The organism is Peribacillus sp. FSL E2-0218 (assembly GCF_037992945.1).
Taxonomy (GTDB): Bacteria; Bacillota; Bacilli; order Bacillales; family DSM-1321; genus Peribacillus; species Peribacillus simplex_B.
The window spans coordinates 4,139,804-4,164,981 of record NZ_CP150304.1; the positions used below are offsets into that span (position 1 = coordinate 4,139,804).

Annotated in this window: 20 protein-coding genes; 3 read left to right on the top strand and 17 right to left on the bottom strand. The window is 47.3% G+C overall.

All coding sequences use genetic code 11. The annotated features are described in order from the left end of the window. Positions 1 to 66: 66 nt before the first annotated feature. The 8 genes from MHI53_RS19835 to MHI53_RS19870 form a co-directional block, all read right to left on the bottom strand. Positions 67 to 219: a hypothetical protein gene (locus tag MHI53_RS19835; RefSeq protein WP_155645369.1), complete on the bottom strand. Its 153-nt coding sequence runs from the start codon at positions 217 to 219 to the stop codon at positions 67 to 69. A 161-nt stretch (positions 220 to 380) separates the two neighbouring features. Further along, positions 381 to 2,090, bottom strand: coding sequence for an adenine deaminase C-terminal domain-containing protein (locus MHI53_RS19840; RefSeq protein WP_340372050.1), 1,710 nt, complete (start codon positions 2,088 to 2,090; stop codon positions 381 to 383). Positions 2,091 to 2,106: 16 nt separating this feature from the next. After that, positions 2,107 to 3,171, bottom strand: coding sequence for an ABC transporter ATP-binding protein (locus MHI53_RS19845; RefSeq protein ID WP_340372051.1), 1,065 nt, complete (start codon positions 3,169 to 3,171; stop codon positions 2,107 to 2,109). A 15-nt stretch (positions 3,172 to 3,186) separates the two neighbouring features. Further along, positions 3,187 to 3,975, bottom strand: a complete 789-nt coding sequence (locus MHI53_RS19850; RefSeq protein WP_340372052.1) for an ABC transporter permease — start codon at positions 3,973 to 3,975, stop codon at positions 3,187 to 3,189. 6 nt (positions 3,976 to 3,981) lie between these two features. Further along, complete coding sequence (locus MHI53_RS19855; protein ID WP_340372053.1) at positions 3,982 to 4,803, bottom strand: ABC transporter permease; 822 nt, start codon at positions 4,801 to 4,803, stop codon at positions 3,982 to 3,984. Positions 4,804 to 4,827: 24 nt separating this feature from the next. Continuing rightward, positions 4,828 to 5,757 carry a nucleoside hydrolase gene (locus tag MHI53_RS19860; RefSeq protein WP_061140847.1) on the bottom strand — a complete coding sequence of 310 codons (930 nt, stop codon included), beginning with the start codon at positions 5,755 to 5,757 and terminating at the stop codon, positions 4,828 to 4,830. Positions 5,758 to 5,778: 21 nt separating this feature from the next. After that, positions 5,779 to 6,825, bottom strand: a complete 1,047-nt coding sequence (locus MHI53_RS19865) for an ABC transporter substrate-binding protein (RefSeq protein ID WP_340372054.1) — start codon at positions 6,823 to 6,825, stop codon at positions 5,779 to 5,781. Positions 6,826 to 7,018: 193 nt separating this feature from the next. After that, the gene (locus MHI53_RS19870; RefSeq protein ID WP_061140849.1) at positions 7,019 to 7,366 is read right to left on the bottom strand and encodes a hypothetical protein; all 348 of its coding nucleotides are present in this window, start codon (positions 7,364 to 7,366) and stop codon (positions 7,019 to 7,021) included. Positions 7,367 to 7,783: 417 nt separating this feature from the next. Between MHI53_RS19870 and MHI53_RS19875 the strand changes: the two genes are divergently transcribed. Continuing rightward, on the top strand, positions 7,784 to 9,319 hold the full coding sequence (locus MHI53_RS19875; RefSeq protein ID WP_340372055.1) for a maltose/glucose-specific PTS transporter subunit IIC: 1,536 nt from the start codon (positions 7,784 to 7,786) through the stop codon (positions 9,317 to 9,319). A 32-nt stretch (positions 9,320 to 9,351) separates the two neighbouring features. Next, a complete protein-coding gene (locus tag MHI53_RS19880) occupies positions 9,352 to 10,041 on the top strand; it encodes an N-acetylmannosamine-6-phosphate 2-epimerase (protein WP_340372056.1) in 690 nt (229 codons plus the stop codon). A gap of 320 nt (positions 10,042 to 10,361) precedes the next feature. Here the strand turns inward: MHI53_RS19880 and aspA are convergent, their stop codons facing one another. After that, positions 10,362 to 11,789, bottom strand: coding sequence for an aspartate ammonia-lyase (gene aspA / locus MHI53_RS19885; protein ID WP_061141061.1), 1,428 nt, complete (start codon positions 11,787 to 11,789; stop codon positions 10,362 to 10,364). Positions 11,790 to 12,514: 725 nt separating this feature from the next. On the opposite strand from aspA, the gene MHI53_RS19890 reads away from it, so the two are divergent. Next, positions 12,515 to 13,357, top strand: a complete 843-nt coding sequence (locus MHI53_RS19890; protein WP_061140859.1) for a MurR/RpiR family transcriptional regulator — start codon at positions 12,515 to 12,517, stop codon at positions 13,355 to 13,357. Positions 13,358 to 13,426: 69 nt separating this feature from the next. On the opposite strand, the gene MHI53_RS19895 is transcribed toward MHI53_RS19890, so the two are convergent. The 8 genes from MHI53_RS19895 to MHI53_RS19930 all read right to left on the bottom strand — a co-directional run bounded on the left by MHI53_RS19895 (position 13,427) and on the right by MHI53_RS19930 (position 25,099). Then, positions 13,427 to 14,983 (bottom strand): SagB family peptide dehydrogenase, encoded by a 1,557-nt coding sequence (locus MHI53_RS19895; protein WP_340372057.1) that lies wholly within the window; start codon positions 14,981 to 14,983, stop codon positions 13,427 to 13,429. A 23-nt stretch (positions 14,984 to 15,006) separates the two neighbouring features. Continuing rightward, a complete protein-coding gene (locus MHI53_RS19900; protein ID WP_340372058.1) occupies positions 15,007 to 16,950 on the bottom strand; it encodes a TOMM precursor leader peptide-binding protein in 1,944 nt (647 codons plus the stop codon). Continuing rightward, complete coding sequence (locus tag MHI53_RS19905; protein WP_340372059.1) at positions 16,947 to 18,896, bottom strand: putative thiazole-containing bacteriocin maturation protein; 1,950 nt, start codon at positions 18,894 to 18,896, stop codon at positions 16,947 to 16,949. Before MHI53_RS19905 ends, MHI53_RS19900 begins: the two co-directional genes overlap by 4 nt. Before the next feature lie 146 nt (positions 18,897 to 19,042). Next, positions 19,043 to 19,303 (bottom strand): hypothetical protein, encoded by a 261-nt coding sequence (locus MHI53_RS19910; protein WP_081092299.1) that lies wholly within the window; start codon positions 19,301 to 19,303, stop codon positions 19,043 to 19,045. A 248-nt stretch (positions 19,304 to 19,551) separates the two neighbouring features. Continuing rightward, complete coding sequence (locus MHI53_RS19915) at positions 19,552 to 20,847, bottom strand: uracil/xanthine transporter (RefSeq protein WP_061140864.1); 1,296 nt, start codon at positions 20,845 to 20,847, stop codon at positions 19,552 to 19,554. Positions 20,848 to 21,302: 455 nt separating this feature from the next. Then, positions 21,303 to 22,556, bottom strand: a complete 1,254-nt coding sequence (locus MHI53_RS19920; RefSeq protein WP_340372060.1) for an amidohydrolase — start codon at positions 22,554 to 22,556, stop codon at positions 21,303 to 21,305. Positions 22,557 to 22,576: 20 nt separating this feature from the next. Next, on the bottom strand, positions 22,577 to 23,827 hold the full coding sequence (locus MHI53_RS19925; RefSeq protein WP_340372061.1) for an amidohydrolase: 1,251 nt from the start codon (positions 23,825 to 23,827) through the stop codon (positions 22,577 to 22,579). Positions 23,828 to 23,851: 24 nt separating this feature from the next. Continuing rightward, positions 23,852 to 25,099 carry an amidohydrolase family protein gene (locus MHI53_RS19930; RefSeq protein ID WP_340372062.1) on the bottom strand — a complete coding sequence of 416 codons (1,248 nt, stop codon included), beginning with the start codon at positions 25,097 to 25,099 and terminating at the stop codon, positions 23,852 to 23,854. Between the last annotated feature and the right edge of the window lie 79 nt (positions 25,100 to 25,178).

A 25,178-nucleotide genomic window follows, 5' to 3' on the forward strand; every position in this document is an offset into this window, starting at 1 on the left:
AAACAGCCCCATGCGCTAACATGAGGCTGACAACTAGCAAGAGTGGTTGGTCACAACTAACTTAATTTAATCGTCAGAAGAAGAACCATTGCCATCTTGGGAGGATGAGTGGTTCTTTTTCCGTTTCTTGGCGAACATAGACAGGACAAGACTGGTTGCTACTGCAACAACGATCTCTTTACCCATATCTATCATGATGTTCAATAAGAAATGAATCATGCAGTCACCTCCTTCCCATCCATAATTAGATGGAAAAGTATGTGACCTACCACTCTATCCTCAGTTGTCCTTTTATCTTATCATATATTTCCATTTTTTTGAAATCATACTCAACATTAAATAGGAAAAGAGGATTATCCACCTTCGGATAATCCCTTTTCTTATATTATTATGAGAGGGACTACTTTCCCTTCATTTACGTTGATCAATCCATGGTCCGTTATTTTCAGGGCCGGGCTGACTGGGAGCGATAAGGTGCTTAATGACATGATGACATTATAATGTTCGTAGCCTAACGATTTAAGCGAGTCAGTCAGTCGCTCGACTTGTTCCGATACGATGTCCATCGGTTCTTCGGAAAGGATCCCCCCCACTGGGAGATGAATCATCGAGAGGATCTTGCCGTCATGGACACTGCAGACGCCGCCTTGGTTCCTGATGACTTCATTAGCGGCCATCACCATGTCCTGCTTATTGCGGCCGATCACCAATAGATTATGGTTATCATGTGAATAGGTGGTGGCAACCGCTCCCCGTTTCAAAACATCGCCGGTGATCAGGCCGTGGGCCCGGTTGCCGTTTTTCCCATACCGTTCGAAGGTGGCAATCAACCCGTAGGGGCTTTCTTCCCAACATAATTCACCATTCTCCATCGTGAGCCAATCATGTGTTTCACTTGTGAAGGTGGAACCATTCTGCACATTGATGATCCGGCACTTAGCTTGTCCCTGCTCATCCGGTACAGATAGGTGAAAATCGTTTTCGCTCAGGTCCGCAAGCTTCACACTTTGATAGAAGTGTTCCGGAAATTGCTTGCCGCTTGCTTCCTGCACGTAAGGCTGTGACGAATCATAAGCGAGCTCGCCGTTTTTATATACCTGCTCGATGTCAAAGCTTTGCAAGTCCGAGATAAGCAGGAAGTCAGCCACCTTTCCAGGGGCAATTGCGCCGCGATCATGCATCCGCATCCGCTGTGCCGGTGTATACGTACAAGCATATATCGCTTTTTCCGGGGACATGCCCATTTGGATCGCTTTCTTTAACAGGACATTCAGATGCCCCCTTTTTTGGAAAGAGTCGGTCATGACGTCATCGGTGACGAAGCAGAAATGCTCATCCACTTGATTTTCCTTCAAATAATCCATCACTTCTTCAGTCATCGATTTCTCTTGTATCTCAATGAACATCCCGGCAGCGATCCGCGCATCCAACCCTTCAACGGTCTGGTGCGTATGATCTGAATCCACTCCGGCATGAATGATTTTTTGCAAGTCCAAGTCGAGCAGCTTTGGAACGTGCCCCTCTATGATCAGATCTGGATAATGGGAGCGGATGTGGGACAGGATTTTATTCGTTTTGCATTCGGGGTCGGAGATGACCTCATAGTAATTCATGATTTCGCCGAGACAGATAATATCCTCGGTTTGCATCAATTCGTCCATGTCGGAAATTTCGATGGAACCGCCCGTCGTTTCCATCGATGTCGCAGGGACGGAGCTCGGGATGGCATAAAACATATCCGCGACACACTCTTTACTCGCCTTGATCATTTCCTTCACTCCGGAAATACCGAAGACATTGGCCATTTCATGCGGTTCCGGCACGATTGTGGTCACGCCATTCTTGATGAGGCCATAGGAAAACGTGGCCGGTGTCACCATCGTGCTTTCAATATGCAGGTGGATATCGATCAGTCCAGGGATCAGATACTTCCCCTTTCCATCGAGAATCCGATCGGCAGCGAAGGCATCCGGCTCCCCAGCTCCAATATAATAGAACCTGCCGTCCTTGATGGCCGCGTTCCCTTTCATGAACCTCTTAAAGTAACTGTTGAAAATGTTGATATCTTTTATAAGCATATCCATTCGCATAACTTCCCCCCCTAACCTAATCGACAAGCACCATCTGGCTTCTCGGAACTTCAAGGACGATCTCCTGACCCATCCGGTAGGATTCCGTCATTTCCTTATTGACGATGAAATCCCCTATTGGCGTTTCAACGACGTATTGATAGCTTCTTCCAAGATACGTGCTTACCTTGACTCGCCCGGATACACTATTTTCCTGCACGGCTGCGGCATCATCCTTTTCCCTGATCAACAGATCGTCCGGTCTGATCGCGCCTATTTTCCCGGCATGATTGGCCATCCGGGCATCCTTATCCAATACGAAGGAGTAGCCGGATTTATTCAGAACAATTTTACCGTCATGATCCGTCCGCTTATCGAAGTCAATGAAGTTCTTGAAGCCGATGAAATCCGCGACGAATTTGGTTTCAGGATATTTGTAGATGGTCGCAGGATCACTCAGCTGCTCGATGACCCCTTTATTCATGATCGCCACTTGGTCGGATATGGAAAAACATTCTTCCTGATCATGGGAAACATAAACCGTCGTAATCCCCAGTTCCTGTTGGATGCGGCGAATTTCGACCCGCATATTCACCCTTAAGTTCGCATCCAGGTTGCTCAATGGCTCGTCAAACAAGAGGATATCAGGTTCGATCACCAGCGCCCTCGCAATCGCGACCCGCTGCTTTTGCCCGCCGGAAAGCTCTTGGGGATATCGTTTTTCAAATCCTTTTAAATTTACGATTTCGAGCACATTCATTACTTTTTTTTCAATTTCAGCCTTTGAATTCTTTCTTAGGCGCAGACCGAAGGCAATATTATCGAAAATCGACAAATGCGGGAATAAAGCATAGTTTTGGAATACAAAGCCAAAGTTCCGCTTGTTGACGGGAACCTTCGTATAATCCTTATCCTTGAATAAGAATCTTCCTTCGTTCGCCTGTAAAAAGCCGGCGATCAAACGCAGGGTCGTCGTTTTCCCACAGCCGCTCGGGCCAAGGAGGGAGACCAATTTCCCTTTTTCAATCTCCAGGTTGAAGTCCTTTAAAATATTCTGTTTGTTATAGGCTACAGATACATCTTGTAAAGTGAATAACGCCATCCATCATTACCTCCTTTATCGTTTTGTGAAATAAGACAAGCCCATCAGCCGTTCAACCATGAACATGAAGAATGCCGTTATGAACATGAGCAATACGGAAATGGCCGAAATGGTCGGATCGAAATAATTCTCTACATACGTCAGCATCTGAATCGGGAACGTGCTAACTCCAGGACCCGTCATATAAACGGAAATGTCCACATTATTGAAGGATTCCAAAAAGGCAATCATCACGGCTGCCAGGATTCCTGATTTTATATTCGGGAGGACGACCGTGAAGAATGTCCCCAGCTTACTTGCCCCAAGACTCTCGGCCGCTTCTTCGATGGAAAAGTCGAAGTTTGACAGGCTTGAGGAAATCACGCGGATGATGAACGGCAGCATGATGACTGTATGCCCGACAAACAGGGCCGCATGGATCGGAAGCTGATACGTTCCCACAATATAACGCAAAAACGCAAAGCCAAGCACGATGCCCGGAACTAAGATCGGCGAAACGAAAAACGCATTAATGAGGGACTTCCCTTTAAAATCAACTCTGCTTAATGCATAAGCAGCCGGAACTCCCAGTAATAGCGCCAATAGATTGCCGGCAAGCGAAACAAGAATGGACGTTTTGAATGCGACTAAAAACATGTCCACCTTGAAAATATTTTCATACCATCTTAAAGAAAACTCTTCTGGCGGGAACTTCAAAATATTTCCGCCCTCGAATGACGTAACGGATATGATCAGTAAAGGCCCTAGTAAAAAGAGAAACACCAGGAGAGTAAACAGGGCCAATCCTCGATTTTTTTCCTGCATACACCTCTACCCCTTTGGATTTAATTTTTTTGCCAAACCATTCATGATCGAGATGATAAGGACGGTTACGGCAATCATGATCGTCGCGACGATCGATGCCACCTGCCACTCATTCAAGGTTATGGCATTTTGATAAAGAAATGTCGAAATGACTCGCTGCTTCCCGCCTAATAAGGCTGGCGTCGTATACGCCGTGAAGCTTCCTACAAAAACGAGGATGCTGCCAATGACCAAGCCTGGAACGGAAAGCGGGATGATCACCTTTGAAAACACGGCCAGCCGTGAAGCTCCAAGGCTCTCCGCCGCCTTCAATAAATCGGTCTCGATGTTTTCCATTACGCCTACCAGCGTTACGATGATCAAAGGCAGGAATAAATGGACCAAGCCGATGATGATCGCCGTCGGCGTATACAATATGTCAAGCGGCTTGTCGATCAAGCCGATGCCCATAAGCAATTTATTCACCACACCGTTTTTACCGATGATCACCATCCAGCTGAATGAGCGGACGACCGGGCTCGTCAGGAGCGGAAAAATCGTCAGCAAAAGCATGATCGCTTTTTTTCGTTGTTTTAGTTTCGAAATATAATAGGCTGCTGGAAAACCTAAGAGAATACAAAGGATCGTCGTGAACAGACTCACCTTAAGTGTCGTGAGCAGGATTTCAATAAAGTATCGATCTTTGAAAAAATCCAGATATCCTTGTATCGAAAAACCATTGTCATGGATGAATGTCGTCCCTATCGTCAAAAAGATGGGAATGATCATGAAAACCGTCAAAAAAAGTAACCCTGGCAACAGCAGCAGGTATAAATAGCGTTTTTTCACCTCGGAGCCCCCTGATCGTTTGATTTATGAATGGATGGTGCGAATGAACAGGTCGAAAAACGCTTCTGCATTGACATCCAGACAAACATGCACATTCGCAGGCTTCATCAGCCGGTCCTGAAAGTCGCAAACCATCTGTCCATCACAAATCTCACTTTTTGTTTCTATATCTACATAATATTCTTTTGTCGTGACAAGATCTTTTTGCAAAGCGACGCCAACCGCCAATGGATCATGCATGGCGCATGCCCAAACACCATTCCGCTCAAAATACCTTTTCCGATAGTCTGATGTGCTTTCGCTTATATAGTCAGCAAGCTCTTGATTTTGAATTGCTTGGATATGCGCCTCGCTCAGCAGCACCTTTCTCGTGACATCGAGACCGACCTGGGTGATCGATCGGAACCCTGCATGCAGGACGATTTTGGCTGCTTCCGGATCGACGTATGCGTTATATTCAGAGGTCGGCGTAACATTGCCGCCCCCTTGTACAACTCCGCCCATGAAAATGACTTCCTTCACCAGCTGGGTGATTTGCGGACATTTCTTCACCGCAAGTGCCAAATTCGTAAGCGGTCCCGTCATGATCAGCGTCACTTCTTCCGGAAAGTTCAAAATGGAATTGATGATGAAATCAGCCGCAAACCCATCATCAGGCTGCTTCGTAACGGGGACGTTCGCGAGGGCGCCCCCTATCCCATCCTCCCCATGGATCCTATGCTCAAAAAAGGAGGGCCTGATGAGGGGGGCATCTGCGCCCTTTATGACTGAAATGTCTTGTTCGCCGAGCATATCGAGTATCTTGCACGTGTTAAGAGTGGCCGTATCAAGTGATACATTGCCGTTTACGGTTGTAATCGCCAATATGTCGAATTGACGGCTTTTCACGGCGAGAATGATCCCGATTGCATCATCTATTCCAGTATCCACATCGAGAATCAGTTTTTTCTTCATTCATCAAACCTCATTCCATTCTTAGTGTGCAAGCTCACGATTCCAACGATCGATCCATTGTTTCGAGTTTTCATTAACGAACTTCATGTCCAGGACACGCAGGCTGTTAATGACGTCTTCACCATATGTTAAGCCTTTCGCCTCTTTTTCAGACAGCTTCACTTCCGTATTGACAGGAGAGTCGATTTTCGCCTTCGCTGATTTTTCCTGTACTTCCTTGCTTAAGATGTAATTCATGAACTCTTCAGCCAATTCTTTTTGATCGCTGGCTTTTACGATATTCACCGTATTCATGACCGCGTATCCGCCTTCTTTCGGAGCAATGAACTTCGCATTCGGGACGGCTTCCTGTAAATCACCGAAATACATTTCCATGATCGGGCCAGCCGCGATTTCCCCTTGCGAGAACATGTTGACGAACTCGGATGTTTGCCCGTACTCTTTTACCGCATTCGGCATGATCTTTTTCATTTGGGCAAAGGCCTTATCTTCATTGAATTCCTTACTTCCGCTTACTTTCGAAGCCGCATCCAAAAACATCGGGCCAGTCGTTGAAGTGATGGATGGAATCGTGATTTTCCCTTTCAAATCCTTGCTCCAAAGATCTTTCCACGAGGAAATCGGTGCATTCACTTCATCGGGATTATAGGCAATCCCAAATTGGGCAATCGTATAGGCCGGACCATAGTCGGCGCCATTCGGGGCCTTCGCTTGGTCGTAGATCTGTTTCATGTTCGGAACCTTTGCAGCATCGATTTTTTCGAATAACCCTTCATCGATCCCCTGCTGTGCATAATAATCGGATAAATAGATGACATCCACGTCACTATTTGCTTGGCGTACCTTATTCAATCGATCTGCATTATTTCCTGAATCGACGACGATCTTGACATTATGCTCCTTTTCAAAAGGCTCATAGACCTCAGGGCGGAAGAAATCATCGGCAAATCCCCAAGTCGAAACGACTAACTTGGCCGGTTTTTCCTTTCCCTCCTCCTTTGAGGAGCAAGCCGCTAAAACTAGTGTGAACACTGTGAACATCATGAATAAGCTAATTATTTTTTTCATCATCGAACCCTCCAATTTTATATTGTATAAAATTCCCTTTTTACAGCCATACATGTAAAAAAAGACAATCTTAAATAGAATTAGCATTCTACCCAAGATTGTCTTTTCTTTGTAAACAAAGATAAAACTTATCATTTTGGTACTTTTGCGGCGTTCGCTCCAGATATATCCGGAGCGAAATCCATTTATAGGATTACATAGTTTCCTTCAATACAATATTGGTGAAAGCCCGCTGCGTTGCTGAGTCATAATCCCTCAAGACCGCTTCGATCTCCCAATCCGTTTGTGTTTCCAGTTTTTGTCTCAATTTCTTTTTATAAAGCAGTGACATATGAAAATCAACCTCCTGCTTCAGGCTGGGAACTTCTCCCTCCAAAGCCTCGGAGCGTGGTGCACGGCGATGTTTGGCCTGAAATGTGATCACATTCAGTTCAACGGTAACCTTGAGCACCGTCGTACCAAAACCGAACAATTCCTTCGATACCTCATTATACATATGAGAAAGCAATTTCTTCGTTTCATTAGTGTTTATCGGTAAGATGACTTTTCACCTGCCAAAACTATCATTTGAGGTAATTATATATACTTTTTTTCAATAGCACAAGATAATATTCGGATTTGATACGAAAAAATGTTCAAATCCCTGAAAATCGACCATTTAAATACCAATAACCGAATTATATCAGTAAGTTCCTTATGATCCTTCACTATATTCATATAACTTTACAACGAGCCACATCCACTGATCCTACCTATTTTGGGAAGTCTTTACCCGTTTTGATTTTCATGCCCGTCCATGTGTTGAAAATGTTTTCAGAGAAATTTGCTCCTTATTGAAAACAATTGATATCTCTTGGTTCCTTATTGTAAACGCTTTTATGGGGAATTAATATACAAGTATAGCTTAGCCAATAAATAAAGAGGGTCATAGGCTCAATGAATAAGGGAGGAATGTTTTATGAAGAAAGCTTTTGAGAAAGCGCAGCAGTTCGGTAAATCTTTTATGCTCCCGATTGCCGTTTTACCAGCGGCCGGATTATTGCTGGGAATCGGCGGTGCTCTTTCCAATCCTAATACAGTTGAGGCTTATCCATTTTTGGATTTTGCCTGGTTGCAGGCTATATTCACGATCATGAGCTCTGCAGGCAATATCGTTTTCGCCAACTTGCCTGTCATCTTTGCCGTCGGCGTCGCCGTAGGCTTAGCGCGTTCGGATAAAGGGACCGCTGCCCTGGCAGCCATGATCGGCTACTTCGTGATGAATAGCTCGATCAATGCACTGCTTCAAATAACCGGGGAGCTTGCCAAGGATAATTTGGCTGGTGCCGGACAGGGAATGGCTGTTGGGATCCAGACACTGGAGACTGGGGTGTTCGGCGGTATCATAGTTGGTATCACCGCGGCATTTTTGCATAATAAATATAATAAAATTCAGCTTCCACAAGTATTGGGATTCTTCGGGGGCTCCCGTTTCATCCCCATCATCGTTTCATTCGCATCCATCCTGGTCGGAGCCTTATTGTTTGTCGTATGGCCTTACTTCCAGCTTTTCATTAACCAGCTTGGTGCACTGGTAACGAGCACAGGAACGATTGGAACCTTCTTCTACGGATTCATTTTGCGCATGCTTGGGCCGTTAGGGCTTCACCATATCTTCTATCTCCCTTTCTGGCAAACTGCTTTAGGCGGAACGATGGAGATCAAAGGCCAGCTTGTAAGCGGAACGCAGAATATCTTCTTCGCCCAATTGGCCGATCCAACTACGACCAAGTACTATGAAGGGGTATCACGGTTCATGTCAGGACGGTTCATCACGATGATGTTTGGTTTGCCTGGAGCGGCATTGGCCATCTATCATTGTGCTAAACCAAAAAACAAGAAGGTAGTGGCCGGTTTGCTTCTTTCAGCAGCCTTAACGTCCTTCTTAACGGGCATTACCGAGCCGTTGGAGTTCAGTTTCTTATTCGTCGCTCCGATCCTTTATGTATTTCATGCCATATTCGACGGCTTGGCGTTCATGATGGCAGATATATTCAATATCACGATCGGTCAAACCTTCTCTGGAGGCTTTATCGATTTCACCTTATTCGGGATACTCCAGGGGATCAGTAAAACTAATTGGATTTATGTCCTAGTAGTGGGCATTCCATGGTTCTTCCTTTACTACTTCACGTTCAAGTTCTTGATCAAGAGAAAGAACTTAAAAGTGGTTGGCCGTGAAGAGGAGGAACAAGCCGTCTCGCAACAAGTGGCGGCATCGGAAAGAACCGAGACCATTGTCGAGGGCTTGGGCGGACAGGAAAATATCGAGATCGTCGATTGCTGTGCAACTCGCTTGCGCGTCACGGTAAAGGATGAAGCTTTGGTAAAAGAAGACGTCATCAAACAAACCGGTTCCAAGGGCGTCGTCAAACAAGGAAAAGGCATTCAAATCGTTTACGGACCACAAGTAACGATCATCAAAAATGAAGTGGAAGAGTATTTGGGCCACTAAGCGGATAGATAAACGATAAGGGAGTGTTACACATGCAAAATGTGCTGGATACCATTCATAAGGGATTGATCGTGTCTTGTCAGGCATTGGAGAATGAGCCGCTGCACAGTTCTTTCATCATGGGGCGCATGGCTGTCGCCGCAAAGGAAGGCGGTGCGAAATGCATTCGCGCTAACTCTGTAGCCGATATAATCGAGATCAAGAAAAATGTCGACCTGCCAGTCATCGGGATCATTAAACAGGTCTATGGACAAAACGATGTCTATATCACCCCTACCATGACGGAAATCGATGCATTGATGGAAACGAAAGCAGAAATCATTGCGACCGATGCGACTGCGCGTGTACGGCCGGACGGCAAAACGTTAAAGCAGTTTTACGATGAAATACGGGCAAAATATCCAGATGTTTTGCTCATGGCCGATGTATCCTCCAAAGAGGAGGCCATATACGCCGACCAATTAGGATTCGACATTGTCGCGCCTACTTTATACGGCTATACAAACGAAACGAGCGGCCAGAAAATTTATCACGACAACTATGCTGTGCTGAAGGAAATCGTAAGCGCCGTGAAAAAGGCAAAAGTCATCGCTGAAGGGAATGTCATTACCCCGGAAATCGCGCGTTCCGTATTGGATATGAACGTACATGCAGTAGTAGTCGGGGGCGCCATCACCAGGCCCCAGCAAATCACTAAAAGATTCGTCGATGCGATTCAATGAGTGAGAGTCATGGGATACGTCGAACTTGAAAAAAACGTTAAACGAAGAGATGGTATGAGTAAAACTCATACCATCTCTTTTTGTATGCAACAACTGTTATCCCTAACTAAAACAACCCCTAAGGGAAGGGAATGAAGAAGGCGGACATTTTATGGATGCACCAGCAAAATCGCGAATAACACCGACATTCCTAGTAAAAGCCAATATGTGGTCTTCGGGCACTTATAATTAACGGCATGACCGCTCCGTTAGAAAAAAGAACTATGCCCCTAACTCAAGGCATAGTTCTTCGAAGAAACATCTCATTCTACACTTATTCCTTATTCCCGATCGAAAAGAGAAGCGCCCGCTATACCCGGCTTCGTCATTTCATAAGGGTTTAGGATCAAATCCAATTCTGCTTCGGTCAACACATCATACTGCAGGCAAAGCTCGCGAACGGATTTGCCTTTCAAGATCGCTTCACGCGCGATACGTGAAACGACTTCATATCCTAGATGCGGATTGACGGCCGTGATCACGCCAACGCTTTTTTCGACATATTCTTTCAAGCGTTCCTCATTTGCTTCAATACCTGCCAAGCAATAATCGGTGAATACGTTGAAGGCATTGTTCATGATGCTGATCGATTGCAATAAATTGAATACGAGTACAGGCTCCATTACGTTCAATTCCAATTGACCTGCTTCAGAGGCGAGGCAAATCGTATTATCGTTCCCAATTACTTGGAAAGCTACTTGGTTGATCAATTCAGGCATGACCGGATTCACTTTTCCAGGCATGATCGATGAACCTGGTTGACGTGCAGGAAGCGTGATTTCCCCTAATCCAGCTCTTGGTCCTGAAGCCATCAAACGTAAGTCGTTCGCGATTTTTGACATATTCATCATACATACTTTCAAGGCAGCCGATACTTCGGTATAAGCATCCGTGTTTTGTGTGCCATCCACTAAGTGTTCTGCACCAACAAGCGGCATTTCACTGATTTCAGCTAAATATTTCACGACGTTTTCGATATAACGCGGATCGGCATTCAAACCGGTTCCGACTGCTGTGGCTCCCATGTTCACTTCATATAGATGCTGGCGTGATTGGCTGATTCTTTTTATATCCCGCTCCAGCACACGGCTATATGCCTCGAATTCTTGGCCGAGACGAATAGGCACGGCATCCTGAAGGTGAGTACGGCCCATTTTGATGACGTGATCGAATTGTTTCGCTTTCGCTTTAAAGACGGACCCCATCTTCGTCATCGTTTCCAGTAAACGCTCTAATAATCGCAGTGTCGAAATATGAATGGCCGTCGGGAAGACGTCATTGGTCGACTGTGACATGTTGACGTGGCTGTTCGGACTGACTTTGCTATAGTCGCCTTTATCGTGCCCCATCAGTTCTATGGCCCGATTGGCAACGATTTCATTAATGTTCATATTCATCGATGTGCCGGCGCCGCCCTGAATTGGATCGACGATGAAATACTCATGCCAATTCCCTTCAATCACTTCATCAGAAGCCTTCACGATACTATTCCCTATACCCTCATACAAACGCTTTGTGTCCATGTTGGCTAACGCCGCCGCTTTCTTTATCATCGCCAATGCACGAATCATCTCTTCATTGACTTTGTATCCGGTAATCGGAAAATTTTCTACAGCGCGTAAAGTCTGAATTCCATAGTACACATTTGCCGGAATTGCCTTTTCACCAAGAAAGTCTTTCTCAATACGGATTGCTTTCTCATCTATCATTCCTTGATCCCCCATGTTTTTAAAAAGTAATTTTTTCAATTTGTGCATCACATCAGTTTTGGAACGGTTGGCTCCATCGTCATCTAACCTGGGACGAGCCTTATTTTCTTTCGCTCCCGCTCCCCTACCATCCTGTAGTTTGGACAACAGATATGCAACACTCCCCTAACTCCATACATTTCTCAAAAATGTTTTCCAAGGAATACTATAACACCCCATCATTCACTTTCAAATCGATCTTTTTCATTGATCAGAAAACAAGGAATCTTGGCTCCGTTATTGGGGTGAACCTTAACCAATCCAGTCCCACGGAAGGTACGTAACGCAACTTCCTCATTCTTAGAGAAATGGACAATCTAATTATACTAGATTTTATAATTTTATATAGGAATAATATTTAAGTGGTTTTTTTCTCCCATTATCCTTGGATGATACACTCATCTTTTCGCGAAAACGGCATCGGGAAATACGGATAAATGGAGTATTTTTTCATTCCACCCACTGAATTGGCTGATTTCCATTAGAATATCTTCCTACAACTTCATTGTTTTGTCCAGTATAATAAAACGCTTCCAAGCAAGAAATCCGCCTTCCTTGTTTGAACAGGCTGAAATATGACAGGTTTGACGATCGATCGCCATCATTAAAAGATATCGGTTATTGACGTCCTTCCTGGATACATTAAACTATACATAGAATCTATTTTGCCTGGAATGGGTGGTCATTTGGAATATTTAGCAGAAAACCTCATATATGGAATCGAATGCAGCATGAGTAAATTCACCAAGACGGAAGAAGAATTAGCCAACTATATTCTGCAGCGCCCTGAGGAAGTGAGTCAGTTAACCATTAGTCAAATCGCCAAAAAACTGCATATTTCGCCGGCAACGATCACTCGTTTCTGCCAGAAATTAGCTTTTTCCGGTTTCAATGAGTTTAAGCATGAGTTAAAACGATTCGTCGACCTTCGCAATTCGCCGATACATATGAAGGATCTCAAGCAGGTCGATTATTTCGCGAAATTATATCAAGATCACATGAGCATCATCGATGATACCTTTCATATCACTTCTTATGAGGATATCGAAAAAGCGGTCTCTTTCCTTACGAATGCAAAAAGGATACATGTCTACGGAATTGGCAGCTCAGGTATAGCCGCTCATGAGTTCAAATCGAAGTTTTTCAGGATCGGCCTGTCTGTAGAAGCGATAACGGACCCCCATCAGTCGATGATGGATGCCGCTTTAAGCAACCAGGAAAGTGTTGTCATCGGCATTTCCATTAGCGGTGCGACAAAAGAGGTCATCCGCGCGATGAAAATCGCCAAGAAGCAAGGCGCCCTGATCTTGGTTTTCACAGGCAATAAGAATTCCGAGCTCTCACGGTTAAGTGACCTATCGTTATTGGTCACAAGCAAAAACAGCATGCATATGGGGCAGAACATCTCTCCCTTGCTGCCGCTCCTATTGCTTTTCGATTTACTTTATACCGAGTTGGTTTCAAAGGATTATAAAAACAGGATCGGCATCAGGGAAAAAACCTTGCAGGCATTAACGGACACCCACTGAATCTTACTTCCCTCCAAATAACGAAGGCCACCCTTCCCAAACAGGGACGGTGGCCTTCGTTTCATTCGTTTAGCTATGCAGTCCCCCCTTAAGCCATGGGCGATTGCGGTACGCTCCGATCGGGATTTGGATCAGGGATGTTTTCCCTTGAGATCCGCCCATCTTATAAAGCTCATCACACATATTGACGTCGAACCCCAGCAGCGGATGCCCATTCATTCCGAGGGCAGATGCCGCCAACAATATTCGTTGCACGAGCATCCCCGCCTCCATTTGCTGGATCCGGTATCCCCTGTATCCAAGCTGAGACTTGAAGTACGTCCGATCACCCGCCACATGGATGCAGATCGGGACTTGCTGAAAATTCAAGACATCGAGGGACATTCCGCACTGCAATCGAGCCCGATGATCTCCTGGCCTTATCAGCCTCAATGAATGTGTCGTCCTTTCATACAGGTAGGCACCATCCTCCATATCTTCTACATTATATAAGCTTGCATAGATGGTTACGCGATGCTCATTGTCTTCATCCAGGTCATTTTGATAGGTGAACGCGGCTGTTGCCTCTTGAAGGAGAAGGGCGAGCCGCTCTTGACTTACCTTTTCTAAAATGAAGTCCATTTCCGGGGAAAAGCGCTTTTTGCAAACCGATGCCAAATCATAGGACATTCTCTTCACGATAGGCAGGGCGATTACATGTCCCTCGCATTCCCCTTGTTCCCTGGCTTCAACAGGCCGAATCATTTGACTGGATTCGATCATCGATGCTCCATTCATTTTCGTTAACAACGGGAAATCCCTGACCACAAGCGATCGAACATAGTGTTCCGGCCGGATAAGGGGCAATTCCAGACACAAATCGGTCGCAGTGGCATCCTCCCCTGTATCCTCATCCTTCTCCAGTTTTATTGGTTCCTTCGATAAGGCAATCATCGCATAGGCGCTTTCTTCCTCCTCCGATAGTCCAAGAAGATGATTGATGGCACGATCCAGGAATTGAAAGCACACCCTCGTCTTCATGCCGAACCGTTTTGCCACTTCCAGCAGTTGTCCGATAAGCACGCCAGCATCAAGACCTTGCAGCCGATATGAGAAATTATTATATTTATAAAAATTTTTCCAGAACATCGTCGATACAAATACGGCGCCAAAACAAGCGGATGCATTGAAGCGGTCACCTAGGGCCTTGATTAAATATGAATCAAAATTCCCTTCCCGCAACAGCACCAATCGATGGTGGGCTGCATCATAATGGTACACGCCGTCCGGGAATTCCTCCGTCTTCAAGTATACGTACAGCTCACTTGGATACAGCGCTCCCCCTGATGGGGGGAAGCGCCGGAATGACTGCATCAGGTCATCGGGATCCGAGGCTCTCTGCGCTTGGCTGATTTGGGTAAGACCATAGGCATACCAAAGAAAATGGCCGATTACGCTTCCGTCAGGCTTCGAAAACCTGGCGGATCCATCCAGTGCAAGCGGAACCTCCAGCGACAATGGGAACTGTGGCAAGTCACGGTAAAGCTTGAACGTAAGCGGTGCATCATCCCAATCCACTTCCCAATCAGGCGGACTTGCCTTTTCAATGTCAAAATGCAAATTATGAAGAAATGTCTCTAAACTCATCCCCCTACCTCCTTAATCCACCTTTATGGAAACGGATGCGGATGCGGGTTGAGCTGTTCGAATGCAAGCGGCCGTTTTACATATCCAAGTTCCATTGGTACCCTGAGTACCCGCTCAAGTCCTGTCACCCGTGTAAGATGATGGCCGAATGTCATCGGCAGCATTCCCGGAATCAGCACTTTGACGCAATGTAATCCATTACGCTCGATTTCAGGCGTCGTCTGATCCACCACGATCACCTCGAGCTTCAAGCGGCGAAACTCCTCAAGAATAGTTTGCAGTTCATCAGTCAAGTCCTGATGTTTCTCGATTTCCCCGAATTCTTCAGCAAACGTCCGCAAGGGGCGTTCCGGTTTCAATAAAAAATCCAGTCGTGCCTCCGATTGCGGCAAACCGTACAGGATGCCATGATCATCCATTTTCCGTACAAGGGAGGAGTCCTGGAACATTTTCTCGATTTCCTCCTTGTCTTCCTCCAACTTCTCGTCAAGGGTCAGCATCATGCCCGCCAACTCGAAAACCGCGCTTTTCACCGCCCGGACCGGGTCAAGATGGGCCCCGGCCGCACATATGAGATTCAATCCTCTTTCTTTCCTGTTTTTCGCCAGTGCCCATACACTCGGAATACCGTGTTCCATCGTCGAATTGAACAGCTGGATATCATATCCGGCGGCTGCCTTTGCCCTGTCTATCATCAATTCCAGCTCTTTATCATTGGCCGAATAGGGGTCGATCCGGTTAAGAGGAAGCTGTGCATACCATGTCATCAGAAACGAATCACGTTCCGCCACTTCCATGATTCCGTAGAAAATGGCCTCCTCCAAACTGCCGCCAAGAGCGCACCCATTGGAGGTTTCATAGACAAACCCGTTTCCACAGCCCAAGCTGTAATAGGAGAGCAGCTCTGGAACCAAAATCGGCCGCTCCTGCATGAACGAATATCCCCATACCCAATCTATCGAGCGGTCAGGATCGAACGGTTGAAACGGAAAATCTGGCTGTGCATAATTCTTCTCTGCGTGAACGCCTATCTTGATTGGATCAAGCGCTTGATCTTTCAGGTTGTTGTAGCTGTCATGCACCACGGTCCTCTTGCCGCGCGGCTCCATTCCGCAATACCTCTCAAGTCCCTCCAATATGGCCGTCATCTCGCTTGCTGCATAGGAAAGCGTCCGCCCAGCCGTCCCCTCATCGCCTATGAACAAAGGCAAATTAACACTGACATCGGCAAATGGCGGAATGAGGTCTATCATTTTACTATTGAGGAAACCCGTGCGAGTGTCCAAATAATCCCTGGCCAAAACTTTACCCAGGTCCTCCATTGAACGGGTACGGTAACTGCCGGGGCTGATTTTCGGGCTTGGCTGCAAGGATATCCTTGCCCGATTCATCGAGTCATCGGGCAATTGACTGCAAACCGGACACAATGGATCAGGTAAAAATGAATGCCACGACCCATTAAGTGTTTTCAGATGGATGAATGCCACCCGCCCCTCAGAACGGGGTTGATCGCCGCCCATCGCCTTCCTTACTTCCTCCCCAATCAAATGAGACATCTGCAACAGACCTGAGCGCGACGCTGCGGCATCCCGCCCGATCCCGCCATTTTCCAGGAGCTGCTTTTTGATGCCCCACATTTCCTTTCGGTCACGCCCGGCCATGAGCTGCCTCAGGTCGGCACATTGGGAGCAGCCGGGTATGCCCGCTCGCACCAGCGGGCCGACCACACCTTCTCCAAATGATACGAACCCTCTCAGCCAAGGAATGTTTTGTGACCTTGCCATCTCTTCCGCCTTCAAATGGACGGCGGGATCCCAGGCATCCTGCAGCACCAGGAGCAAAGCGGTGTCCTTAGGAATTCCTGCCGTGAAATCGGATAGGCGATGGACCTGATATGTGCCGGATAAGTCCCGATGAATCTGGTCGGCCAATACGCCTTCCCCGACAACCGATACGTCAGCTTTCACCCTGATTCCCCCTCTCGCAAAAACACCCCGAACACCCCTGCCAGTTCTTCTTGCAAAACAATTTCCGTTTCCACTTCGAAAACGAAGAGCCGCTTTCCTCCCTCTTCCACTACCTGCATCGCGGAGCGTACCAATTCGGAAGTCGCTGGCCCTTCACATGCAGGAATCAAAAGGTCTTCTGCTGCTCGTTCTGCCGGATGCTCGGATGATGCAGCGAAATCTGAAGCGGTAAGGCAAATGGTTTGATTTTGGACCTTCATGATGGCCTTTTTCAACGCCTCACGCAATCCGAGCGTGACATTCAAACCGACAGCTCCCGACCAGCCATCGCTCGTTCCTACCCAAACTGTTGGAAAACCGGATACATCACTGCCAAGGCCGATGATCGGTTCACCTTGCAGACGGGTCAGTGCTTGTAAATAATACGTGCAGCGCTCGTCATCCACCTCAGTCAACTGCACCGGAACAAGAGCCTCCTCGTTGAACTTCCGGTTCCCGAACTCCTCATCCAAACAGCTTTGCAATCCCCTGCATACACCTTCAGCAAATGTTTCCCCTGCTCCGACTCCGATCGGTCCCTTCATATCACCCAAACCAGACAGGGGAGGAAGGGCCGCAACATGCTGGCTGAGCATTCGTGATACGTAGGCCTCGATTCCTGAAAGCCCGGTCTCCCGCCTCGCTTCCTCATGTGTCAGTTCACAACGGATGATATCAGGCAAAAGCAGTGCCGGACCGACGGACAGCGGGTCGGCAACCTGAACGCGGCATTGGGCCAGCGGAAGCTGTTTGAGGTCTCCCTCTTCCCAGCTATGGAAAATCCCCGATTGCTTGGATGTCAATCTGCCAAAAAGCATGAACATTTGACCTGGCTTCTCCCGGCCAGACGCTTGCCCGAGGCGCTTTTCGAAATCCTTTACCCATTTAGCGCCCCCGTGTCCCGTCACTCCAGGATGGGGCAGGAACGGATGCCAGCTCCCCTCCAAAGTTTCCATATCCAACAGATAGAATTGATGATCTTGCTCTGCTGCCGTGACACCTGTGGCTTCTTTAAACCACTCGAAAACCATGACATTTGCAAGCATCGCCCCTGCCGTCGAGGAATACGAAGCGGATGCTTGATCCCCGTCCAGCACCGTTTGATGTAAACGGCGCCAAGCTGCCTCCCAGCAGCCCTTGGATTGTGGGCTGACAAGCGGACCTGCCAAGCCCACCAGATGGAGGACCACAGCCGGAAATAGTACCTTTCCCGCCTGCCTGCAAACTGAATGGATTTCCCTCAATTCCTCTATATCGCCCTCTTGTGATACATATAATATCGAATCGAATGGCTGGATGACCTCCTGCCAGCCTTTGCTTGCATCCTTACCTCGTACAACCTCCTCTATCGCCACTTCTTCATCCATGCTGCGCGCATGGGCTACGATTTCCTTTAATCGCTCCCGATTAGTTTGTACCGTGTCCGTGATGAGCACGTGGAATTTGGGCAGACCGGATTCCAACAGCGAGGACACCAAGGAAAGGAACAGCGGTCCAGAGCCGATCGCCAGCGCCTTTCCCTTTCGATAAGCTTCAAAACGGCTAGCGCCAGAGTCACCGAAACTTTCGAGGAACTCGATTTGGGAGGCATGGTTTTTTAGAACCTGATCGCTCAATTGATGGGGACTGTCCTGACTTACATCCCGAACAAATCCATTCCTGTACAACACCTCGGCAATTTCCATAACGCGGCTCCTGTATGGTCCAGGCAATCCATCCGTCAGCTCTCGTAGCGAATGGTTCCCGTTGAACATCGGCAGCAGCTTTTCGATCCACTGGACGATCGTGCTTCCTTCCATAGTGAACGAACTTATATTATTCCTGAAATATACACCTTTGTTTGGTTCAGGGAAGAAAAACGTGTCCCTTTTCACTTTCAATCGCATAGAAGGGGTCAACTTGACCATTTTGCACCTCCTGACCCGAAGCTTTTCTAAGTTCTGCTTCTGATCACTTCACTTTCATCCTATGTATGACAATTTGTCTCTTATGTCTAAACCAAAAGAAAAGTCCCTGCACTATCACTGCAGGGACCGTAAGAAAATTCGAACCATTAGCGCCCGCCGCAACGTCCGCCGCATCCGCCGCAACGACCGCCACACCCGCCGCAACGTCCACCGCATCCGCCACAACGTCCGCCGCACCCGCCGCAGCCAAAGCAGCCAAAGCACAAGAAACAACCAAAGCAGCCAACACCTATAAGACGGGAATCCTCCATGGAATACTGTGGTTGATTTTGTTCCCATGGAACCGGCTGGGTTACTTGAAAATCGTCAACATTCAGCATTTGAAGTTGATTTTGAAACTCATTCATTTATATAACCTCCATATAGTCATTAATAAGGTAGTGCTTCGTTACAGAAAAAATCACAATGTAATAGGCTGGGAGTCCGAACCACGTCAAGTACTCCCTCCAACAAAATATGTAAGGGGAGTTGGTATTGTCACTGATACAAAAGCCTATTTTCACCGTACGGCCGGTTCCCGGAGCCAAGCTAAAAAAACCAGAAGGCTGGAATCCCCCTGGTTTTCATGCTGAATTTCAATTATGAAGTCTACAGCTTAGTTCTGAAGTTGTTCAAACCGCTTCCAGTTTACCGCTTTTTCCAGAACGATCGATATTATGACGCCCATGATGAGCCCATTCGTTAAAAACGGCTGCAAAAGCGATGGAATATTCGCGAAAGCTCCCGGAAGTACGTTCATCAAGCTCACGCCGATCAATACTGGTACGGCAAGCCTGAAGATCGTATCCGAAGTGAAATACTCCCCCTTGACACTGTTGAAGGCCGTGCCGAACAATTGAAGGTACGCAACGAACAATACTGCATTCCCAACGGTTATCGGCATCGTTGCCAGGAAAGAAATAAAAGGAGGGATCAGTCCGATTATGGTCAACAGCATGCCCCCCAGTAAAAAGGGTTTCCGCTCATAAATTTGAGTGCTTTGCAGAAATCCGATGGAGGAGGTGAAAGGCGTATATGGAACAAGGCCTAGCAATGGCGATAAAATGGTGAACCCGCCTGTCATGAATATGGATTTGCGATATTGGTTATTCGATGCTTCCTCCCCCAATAGCTCGGATGCAGCCTGGATCGAAGCGAAGGTATTACATAAATTCAGGAAGCCGGCAAAAAAGGCGATCGCTATGATGCCGAATTCCAGGTTCGGCGTACCCAACGGGAATAATGAAAAAGAAGCACTTGCCGACCCCGATCCGGCCCCCGTAGATGGAAAGAGCAACGCATAAAAAATCCACCCGACGATGATACCGATCAAAATCGAGAAATTACTAATGGTCCTTGGGCCTTTAATCTTCAATATACTTACTAATAGGACAATCCCCAATGAAAGGAAACTGACTGGAATGTTAATTTCCCCCGCATCCGTAATTCCCAACATCCCTTTAAAGAAGACGAAGATGAGCTGGAAGGTCAGGAGAAAAAGGTAAACGGTCATGACCATTGGAGTGAAAATCTTCTGGACGTAACTAATCAGGTTGAAGGCCGAAATGATCATGGTCACGACACCTGCCGCAAGGAGGCCAGTCGCGATTCCCCCTCCTATCTCCACATAACTGAGGCCGATCGATGGCGCAGATAACCCGAGGTTCAGCATCACTCCCCACAATAGTCCGGAATGCCCCTCCATGATAGGGTATTTATGACCCTTCCACCCTTGAATCACACAGGCGATCCCCGTGAAAACGAGCGAGCTCCTCATCGTCATTTCCGTAACATCGGTGGGAAGATCAAAAGCTGCCCCGATCGATATCGGCACGACCACCGTATTGGCAAAAATAAAAAATAACCATTGAAAAGAAGAAAATAGAGTCACGGAAGAACCCCAACTTTTCATTGCTTCCATCTCCTTTGAACATGATACTTTTCTAGCTTATGGTTAATACATGGATCCTTCCCGGTAAGGAAGGCGACGGGAATGCCCATGCTGATAAACGTGAATGCCGAATGATAGTGCACATGCAGAAAATATTGGAACGGTGCGTGAAAAATGCAAGCTCCGGTTCCGTTTTTTTGAAGAATGATGGCTATCGCCTAGCTCCTTTAGTTTGGAATATAAAGAGCGTAGTTAACCGGTAAAATCATCTTCCATTTTATTTCGTTTACAGCATATAGGACCATTACGGACAAAACTGATTAACCAATAAAGCAAAAAGAAATTCCTTTCCAAGCATATAACACAAGTACGTAAAAGTACACGAGATTGAAACGAATGGCAAACGAAGCCCGTCATGTGTTCCAGACACAAAACGAAAAAGGAAATCCGGAAATATCCAGAAATCCTTTTTCGGGTTAGCCCTTCACGTCGATGGGCCGTTTTTGTTTACTAAGTGAACCGGAAACGATATTTCCATTGTACATGACCGCTCTTCGCTCAGACCTTCTGGCAACTGCTTCGGCAGAACAGCTGGCGTCAACCAGCACCAGGCTTGCCGCATCCCCAACCTTCGGCCATACCTGGTTCCCTTGTTCATCAAGCGGCGTTTTTCCGCCCGTTATGTACCTCAATGTTTGAGCGAGGGAAACTTCATCCACCCATTTGAAACGCTCGGCCAGCCTGCCAGCTCTCTCCAGGATGTCACCATTCCCCAGCGGTGACCATACATCGAAGATATTATCATTCCCTACTGCAACCTCAACGCCTCTTTCATGCAATACATCCACTGGCGGCATTTGCCTATTGATAGGCACGCTTGTGACTATGGAAACCCCGGCATCCCTCAGAATGTCGGCCAGGTCATAAGCTTCTGCTTTGGATACGTCGCCGATGCCGAATGCGTGGCTGATGGCTACCCTGCCCTCCCAGCCTGCTTGCTTGGTTAAAGCGGCCAAACGTTTCATGGTGAACGTACCGAGGTGACCAGGATCATGTAAATGCAGATCAACATCGGCATTCGCTTCCACTGCCAGCTCCATCATTTGCACAAGTGATGCTTCAATATCTAGATCGATCGTTGCCGGATCGACTGCCCCCACGATTCCTGCTCCATTTCGCAAAGCCTCCCTGACAAGCTTGACGGAATTCGATCGCAGCAATCCGTGCTGGGCAAATGCCACGATTTCCGAGCTGAGTCGGTTGGAATAGGTTCCCAAAGCCTGTTGCACTTGCTCCAGGTTTTGCAAGCCAACTTCGGGGTAAATATCGACATGAGTCCTGACATGCGCCGAGCCAGAAGCTAAAAGCACTTCCAATAATGACTCAGCCCGCTTCCGTGTGCTTGTCGCAATGGTCGGAAGCACTTTTTTCTCATTTTCAAAGCGCTCAATGACACCGGACGAAGGGGTACACGCTCTCCATACATCCCCCATCAAGGTCTTATCAAGATGTACGTGCTTTTCAATGAACGAAGGCAGCACAAGCAACCCTTTTGCATCCTCGACAGGCACATCATTCGGAACCGGCTCTCCATCCTTGACCATTCTCGAGATCCTTCCATCCTCGATCAACAGATGAAATAGGCCGGTAATGGTCCCCGTCACTCTTCCATCCTCTTTTTGGAAACCACATTCCAACCGTGCATTCTTCAACCAAAAGATATGATCCATCCCTCTCATCCCTTCTTAATTCACTTCTTCGCCAAGGCCGTTTCCCTGTTCAATCCACCGTAAATCAGACTACCACCGGAAATGACCGCTGCCCTTCTTGATCTTCTTGCCACTGCCTCGGCAGAGCATGATGCCTCCACCAGTACCATGCTTGCCGCATCCCCCATCTTCGGCCATAGACGGTTTCCTTCACGGTCCAGTGTCCTGATGCCTCCTGTTATGAATTGGAGCGATTGAGACAATGCATACTCATCCTTCCACTTGTAACTCTCGGCCAACCGGCCCGCCTTTTCCAGCATATCGCCTGTACCGAATGGAGACCATGAGTCATAAAACCCATCACAGCCAAGAGCTACGTGAACACCTTTTTCATGCAATACATCGATTCGGGGCATGACCCGGTTAATCGGAACCGTAGACATGATGGAAATCCCCAGACTTGCTAATTCCTCCGCCATTCCAGCGGATTCTTCAAGGGAAACATCACCGAGTGCAAAGGCATGGCTGATGGCCGCCCTGTTTTTCCATCCCGCTTCATCGATCAAGGAGGCCAGTTTCTTGATCGTATAAAACCCAAGATGTCCCGGATCATGCAGATGGATATCAATATCCGCATCAAACTCAACAGCTAGGTTCATCATTTCATAGAGGGAGGCTTCAATATTCTGATCGATTCCGCCAGGATCCAAGCCGCCCACTATCGAAGCCCCCGCTTTCATCGCGTGCCTCATCAATTCGGTCGAATTCGTCCGGAGCAATCCATGCTGCGGGAAAGCCACGATTTCATGCGTCATTTTGCCTTTGAAGCAATCTAACGCTTTCTGAATTTCTTCCAAGTTCTTCAAACCAATGTACGGATCGATATTCACATGAGTTCTGACGTGCGTCGCGCCGCCCTGCAGCAAAAGCTGAAGCATTTGTTCCGCACGATGCTGCCCGGTCCGTGCCAATTCAGCCAGCTCCGCCGCTTCCAATTTCAATCGTTCCGTTAAATTCGGCACCGGGGTGCACGATTTCCATGGAAGTCCTAAATAGGTTTTATCAAGATGGTTATGCATCTCTTTAAAAGGGGGAAGGGCAAGCAGCTTTTTGGCATCTTGTACGGGCAGATCCGTCATCAAAGGCAGGCCTTGGGCCACTTGCATTTCTTCGATCACCCCATCCTTTATCCGGATGTTGTATAATGCGGTTTCCGTTCCTTCCAGGCTCCCATCCTCATAAACATATCCGCTATCAAGCGTAACATTGGTAAGCCAGTATGCTTTATACATTTCATCACTCTCTTTAATAGAAGATTAAACACCTGTCGTCGCAAAAGCTGAAATCGACCCGCTTACGACATTGCCCCTGAAGATGACAGCGGCCCGCTCCGCCCTCCTAGCCACTGCTTCTGCCGAACAGCTTGCTTGTAGCAGGACGATGTTCGCCTCATCGCCAACATTCGGCCATGTACTGACTCCTTCTTGGTTCAATGGCGTCCTTCCGCCTGTTATGTGCTGCAGGCTGCTTGCCAAGGAACGTTCCTCAATCATGCGGAACCTCTCGGCAAGACGACCTGCTTTTTCAAGATTGTCACCGATTCCGAATGGAGTCCAATGATCCGTGATGCTGTCATTGCCCAGCTCGACTTTCACTCCTTTTTCACGGAGCAGCGGGATCGGGATCGTTCTGAAGATAGGCACAGTGGAGGTAATCGAGATGTCCAATTCCGAAAACCTTTCGGCTATACTCGTTGCCTCTGCAACCGAAAGATCTGCTAACCCGCTGGCGTGACTCACCGTCACCCTTCCCTGCCAACCTGCGTCTTCCGTCATGGAAGCGAGCCGCTGCATCGTAAACAGCCCAAGCTGATCCGGATCATGAAGATGGACATCGATATCCGAATTCGATTCAACCGCAATATCCATGATCGTTTCAAGTGATCGCTCGATGTTTTCATCAATGGTGGCGGGATCGACACCGCCTACCAGGTTTGCCCCATTTTTCATGGCCTCCCTTATCAGCCCTACGGAATTCGAACGTAAAAGGCCATGCTGGGGGAAGGCGACGATTTCATACGTCAATTTATCTTTGTATCCCTCCAAAGCCTGAACGGTGGCCTCTAAATTTTTCAGGCCAATTACGGGATCTACATTACAATGGGTGCGTATATGCGTAGATCCGAAACCCAATAATAAATCGAGCATTTTTTCCGCTCTTGCCTTGGCGGTAGGCAACAGCTGAGGAAGTAACGCCTGCTCTTCTTCTATCCTTGTTTTCACCCCGTTTATGGCAGGCATGCAAGCCTTCCATGGCCCGCCGTAGTAAGTTTTATCAATATGGATATGCATTTCCTTAAACGAAGGAACCATCAGCAGGCCCCCTGCATCATGCTGCGGGTCTTGATCTGGTAAAGATTCCTTAGCCGATAAAATCGCGGATATTTTCCCATTCTCAATCTTAATGTGATAATTCCCGGTTTCCGTACCGGTGATCACTTCATTTTCATTATACGTGAAGCCTTTTTCCAGCCGAACATTCGTCAACCAATACGATCGTGACATTGAACTCACCCTTCCACTACATATTGAACATGCGTCCCTTTCATTATAGCTCTCCTGCAAATTGAATAATTTCAGAATT

What these genes read in the sequence shown, in the direction of transcription:
- MHI53_RS19835 (WP_155645369.1), bottom strand. Translation starts at nt 219, where the DNA reads ATGATTCATTTCTTATTGAACATCATGATAGATATGGGTAAAGAGATC.
- MHI53_RS19840 (WP_340372050.1), bottom strand. Translation starts at nt 2,090, where the DNA reads ATGCGAATGGATATGCTTATAAAAGATATCAACATTTTCAACAGTTAC.
- MHI53_RS19845 (WP_340372051.1), bottom strand. Translation starts at nt 3,171, where the DNA reads ATGGCGTTATTCACTTTACAAGATGTATCTGTAGCCTATAACAAACAG.
- MHI53_RS19850 (WP_340372052.1), bottom strand. Translation starts at nt 3,975, where the DNA reads ATGCAGGAAAAAAATCGAGGATTGGCCCTGTTTACTCTCCTGGTGTTT.
- MHI53_RS19860 (WP_061140847.1), bottom strand. Translation starts at nt 5,757, where the DNA reads ATGAAGAAAAAACTGATTCTCGATGTGGATACTGGAATAGATGATGCA.
- MHI53_RS19865 (WP_340372054.1), bottom strand. Translation starts at nt 6,825, where the DNA reads ATGAAAAAAATAATTAGCTTATTCATGATGTTCACAGTGTTCACACTA.
- MHI53_RS19875 (WP_340372055.1), top strand. Translation starts at nt 7,784, where the DNA reads ATGAAGAAAGCTTTTGAGAAAGCGCAGCAGTTCGGTAAATCTTTTATG.
- MHI53_RS19880 (WP_340372056.1), top strand. Translation starts at nt 9,352, where the DNA reads ATGCAAAATGTGCTGGATACCATTCATAAGGGATTGATCGTGTCTTGT.
- aspA (WP_061141061.1), bottom strand. Translation starts at nt 11,789, where the DNA reads ATGATAGATGAGAAAGCAATCCGTATTGAGAAAGACTTTCTTGGTGAA.
- MHI53_RS19895 (WP_340372057.1), bottom strand. Translation starts at nt 14,983, where the DNA reads ATGAGTTTAGAGACATTTCTTCATAATTTGCATTTTGACATTGAAAAG.
- MHI53_RS19905 (WP_340372059.1), bottom strand. Translation starts at nt 18,896, where the DNA reads ATGGTCAAGTTGACCCCTTCTATGCGATTGAAAGTGAAAAGGGACACG.
- MHI53_RS19910 (WP_081092299.1), bottom strand. Translation starts at nt 19,303, where the DNA reads ATGAATGAGTTTCAAAATCAACTTCAAATGCTGAATGTTGACGATTTT.
- MHI53_RS19915 (WP_061140864.1), bottom strand. Translation starts at nt 20,847, where the DNA reads ATGAAAAGTTGGGGTTCTTCCGTGACTCTATTTTCTTCTTTTCAATGG.
- MHI53_RS19920 (WP_340372060.1), bottom strand. Translation starts at nt 22,556, where the DNA reads ATGGATCATATCTTTTGGTTGAAGAATGCACGGTTGGAATGTGGTTTC.
- MHI53_RS19925 (WP_340372061.1), bottom strand. Translation starts at nt 23,827, where the DNA reads ATGTATAAAGCATACTGGCTTACCAATGTTACGCTTGATAGCGGATAT.
- MHI53_RS19930 (WP_340372062.1), bottom strand. Translation starts at nt 25,099, where the DNA reads ATGTCACGATCGTATTGGTTGACGAATGTTCGGCTGGAAAAAGGCTTC.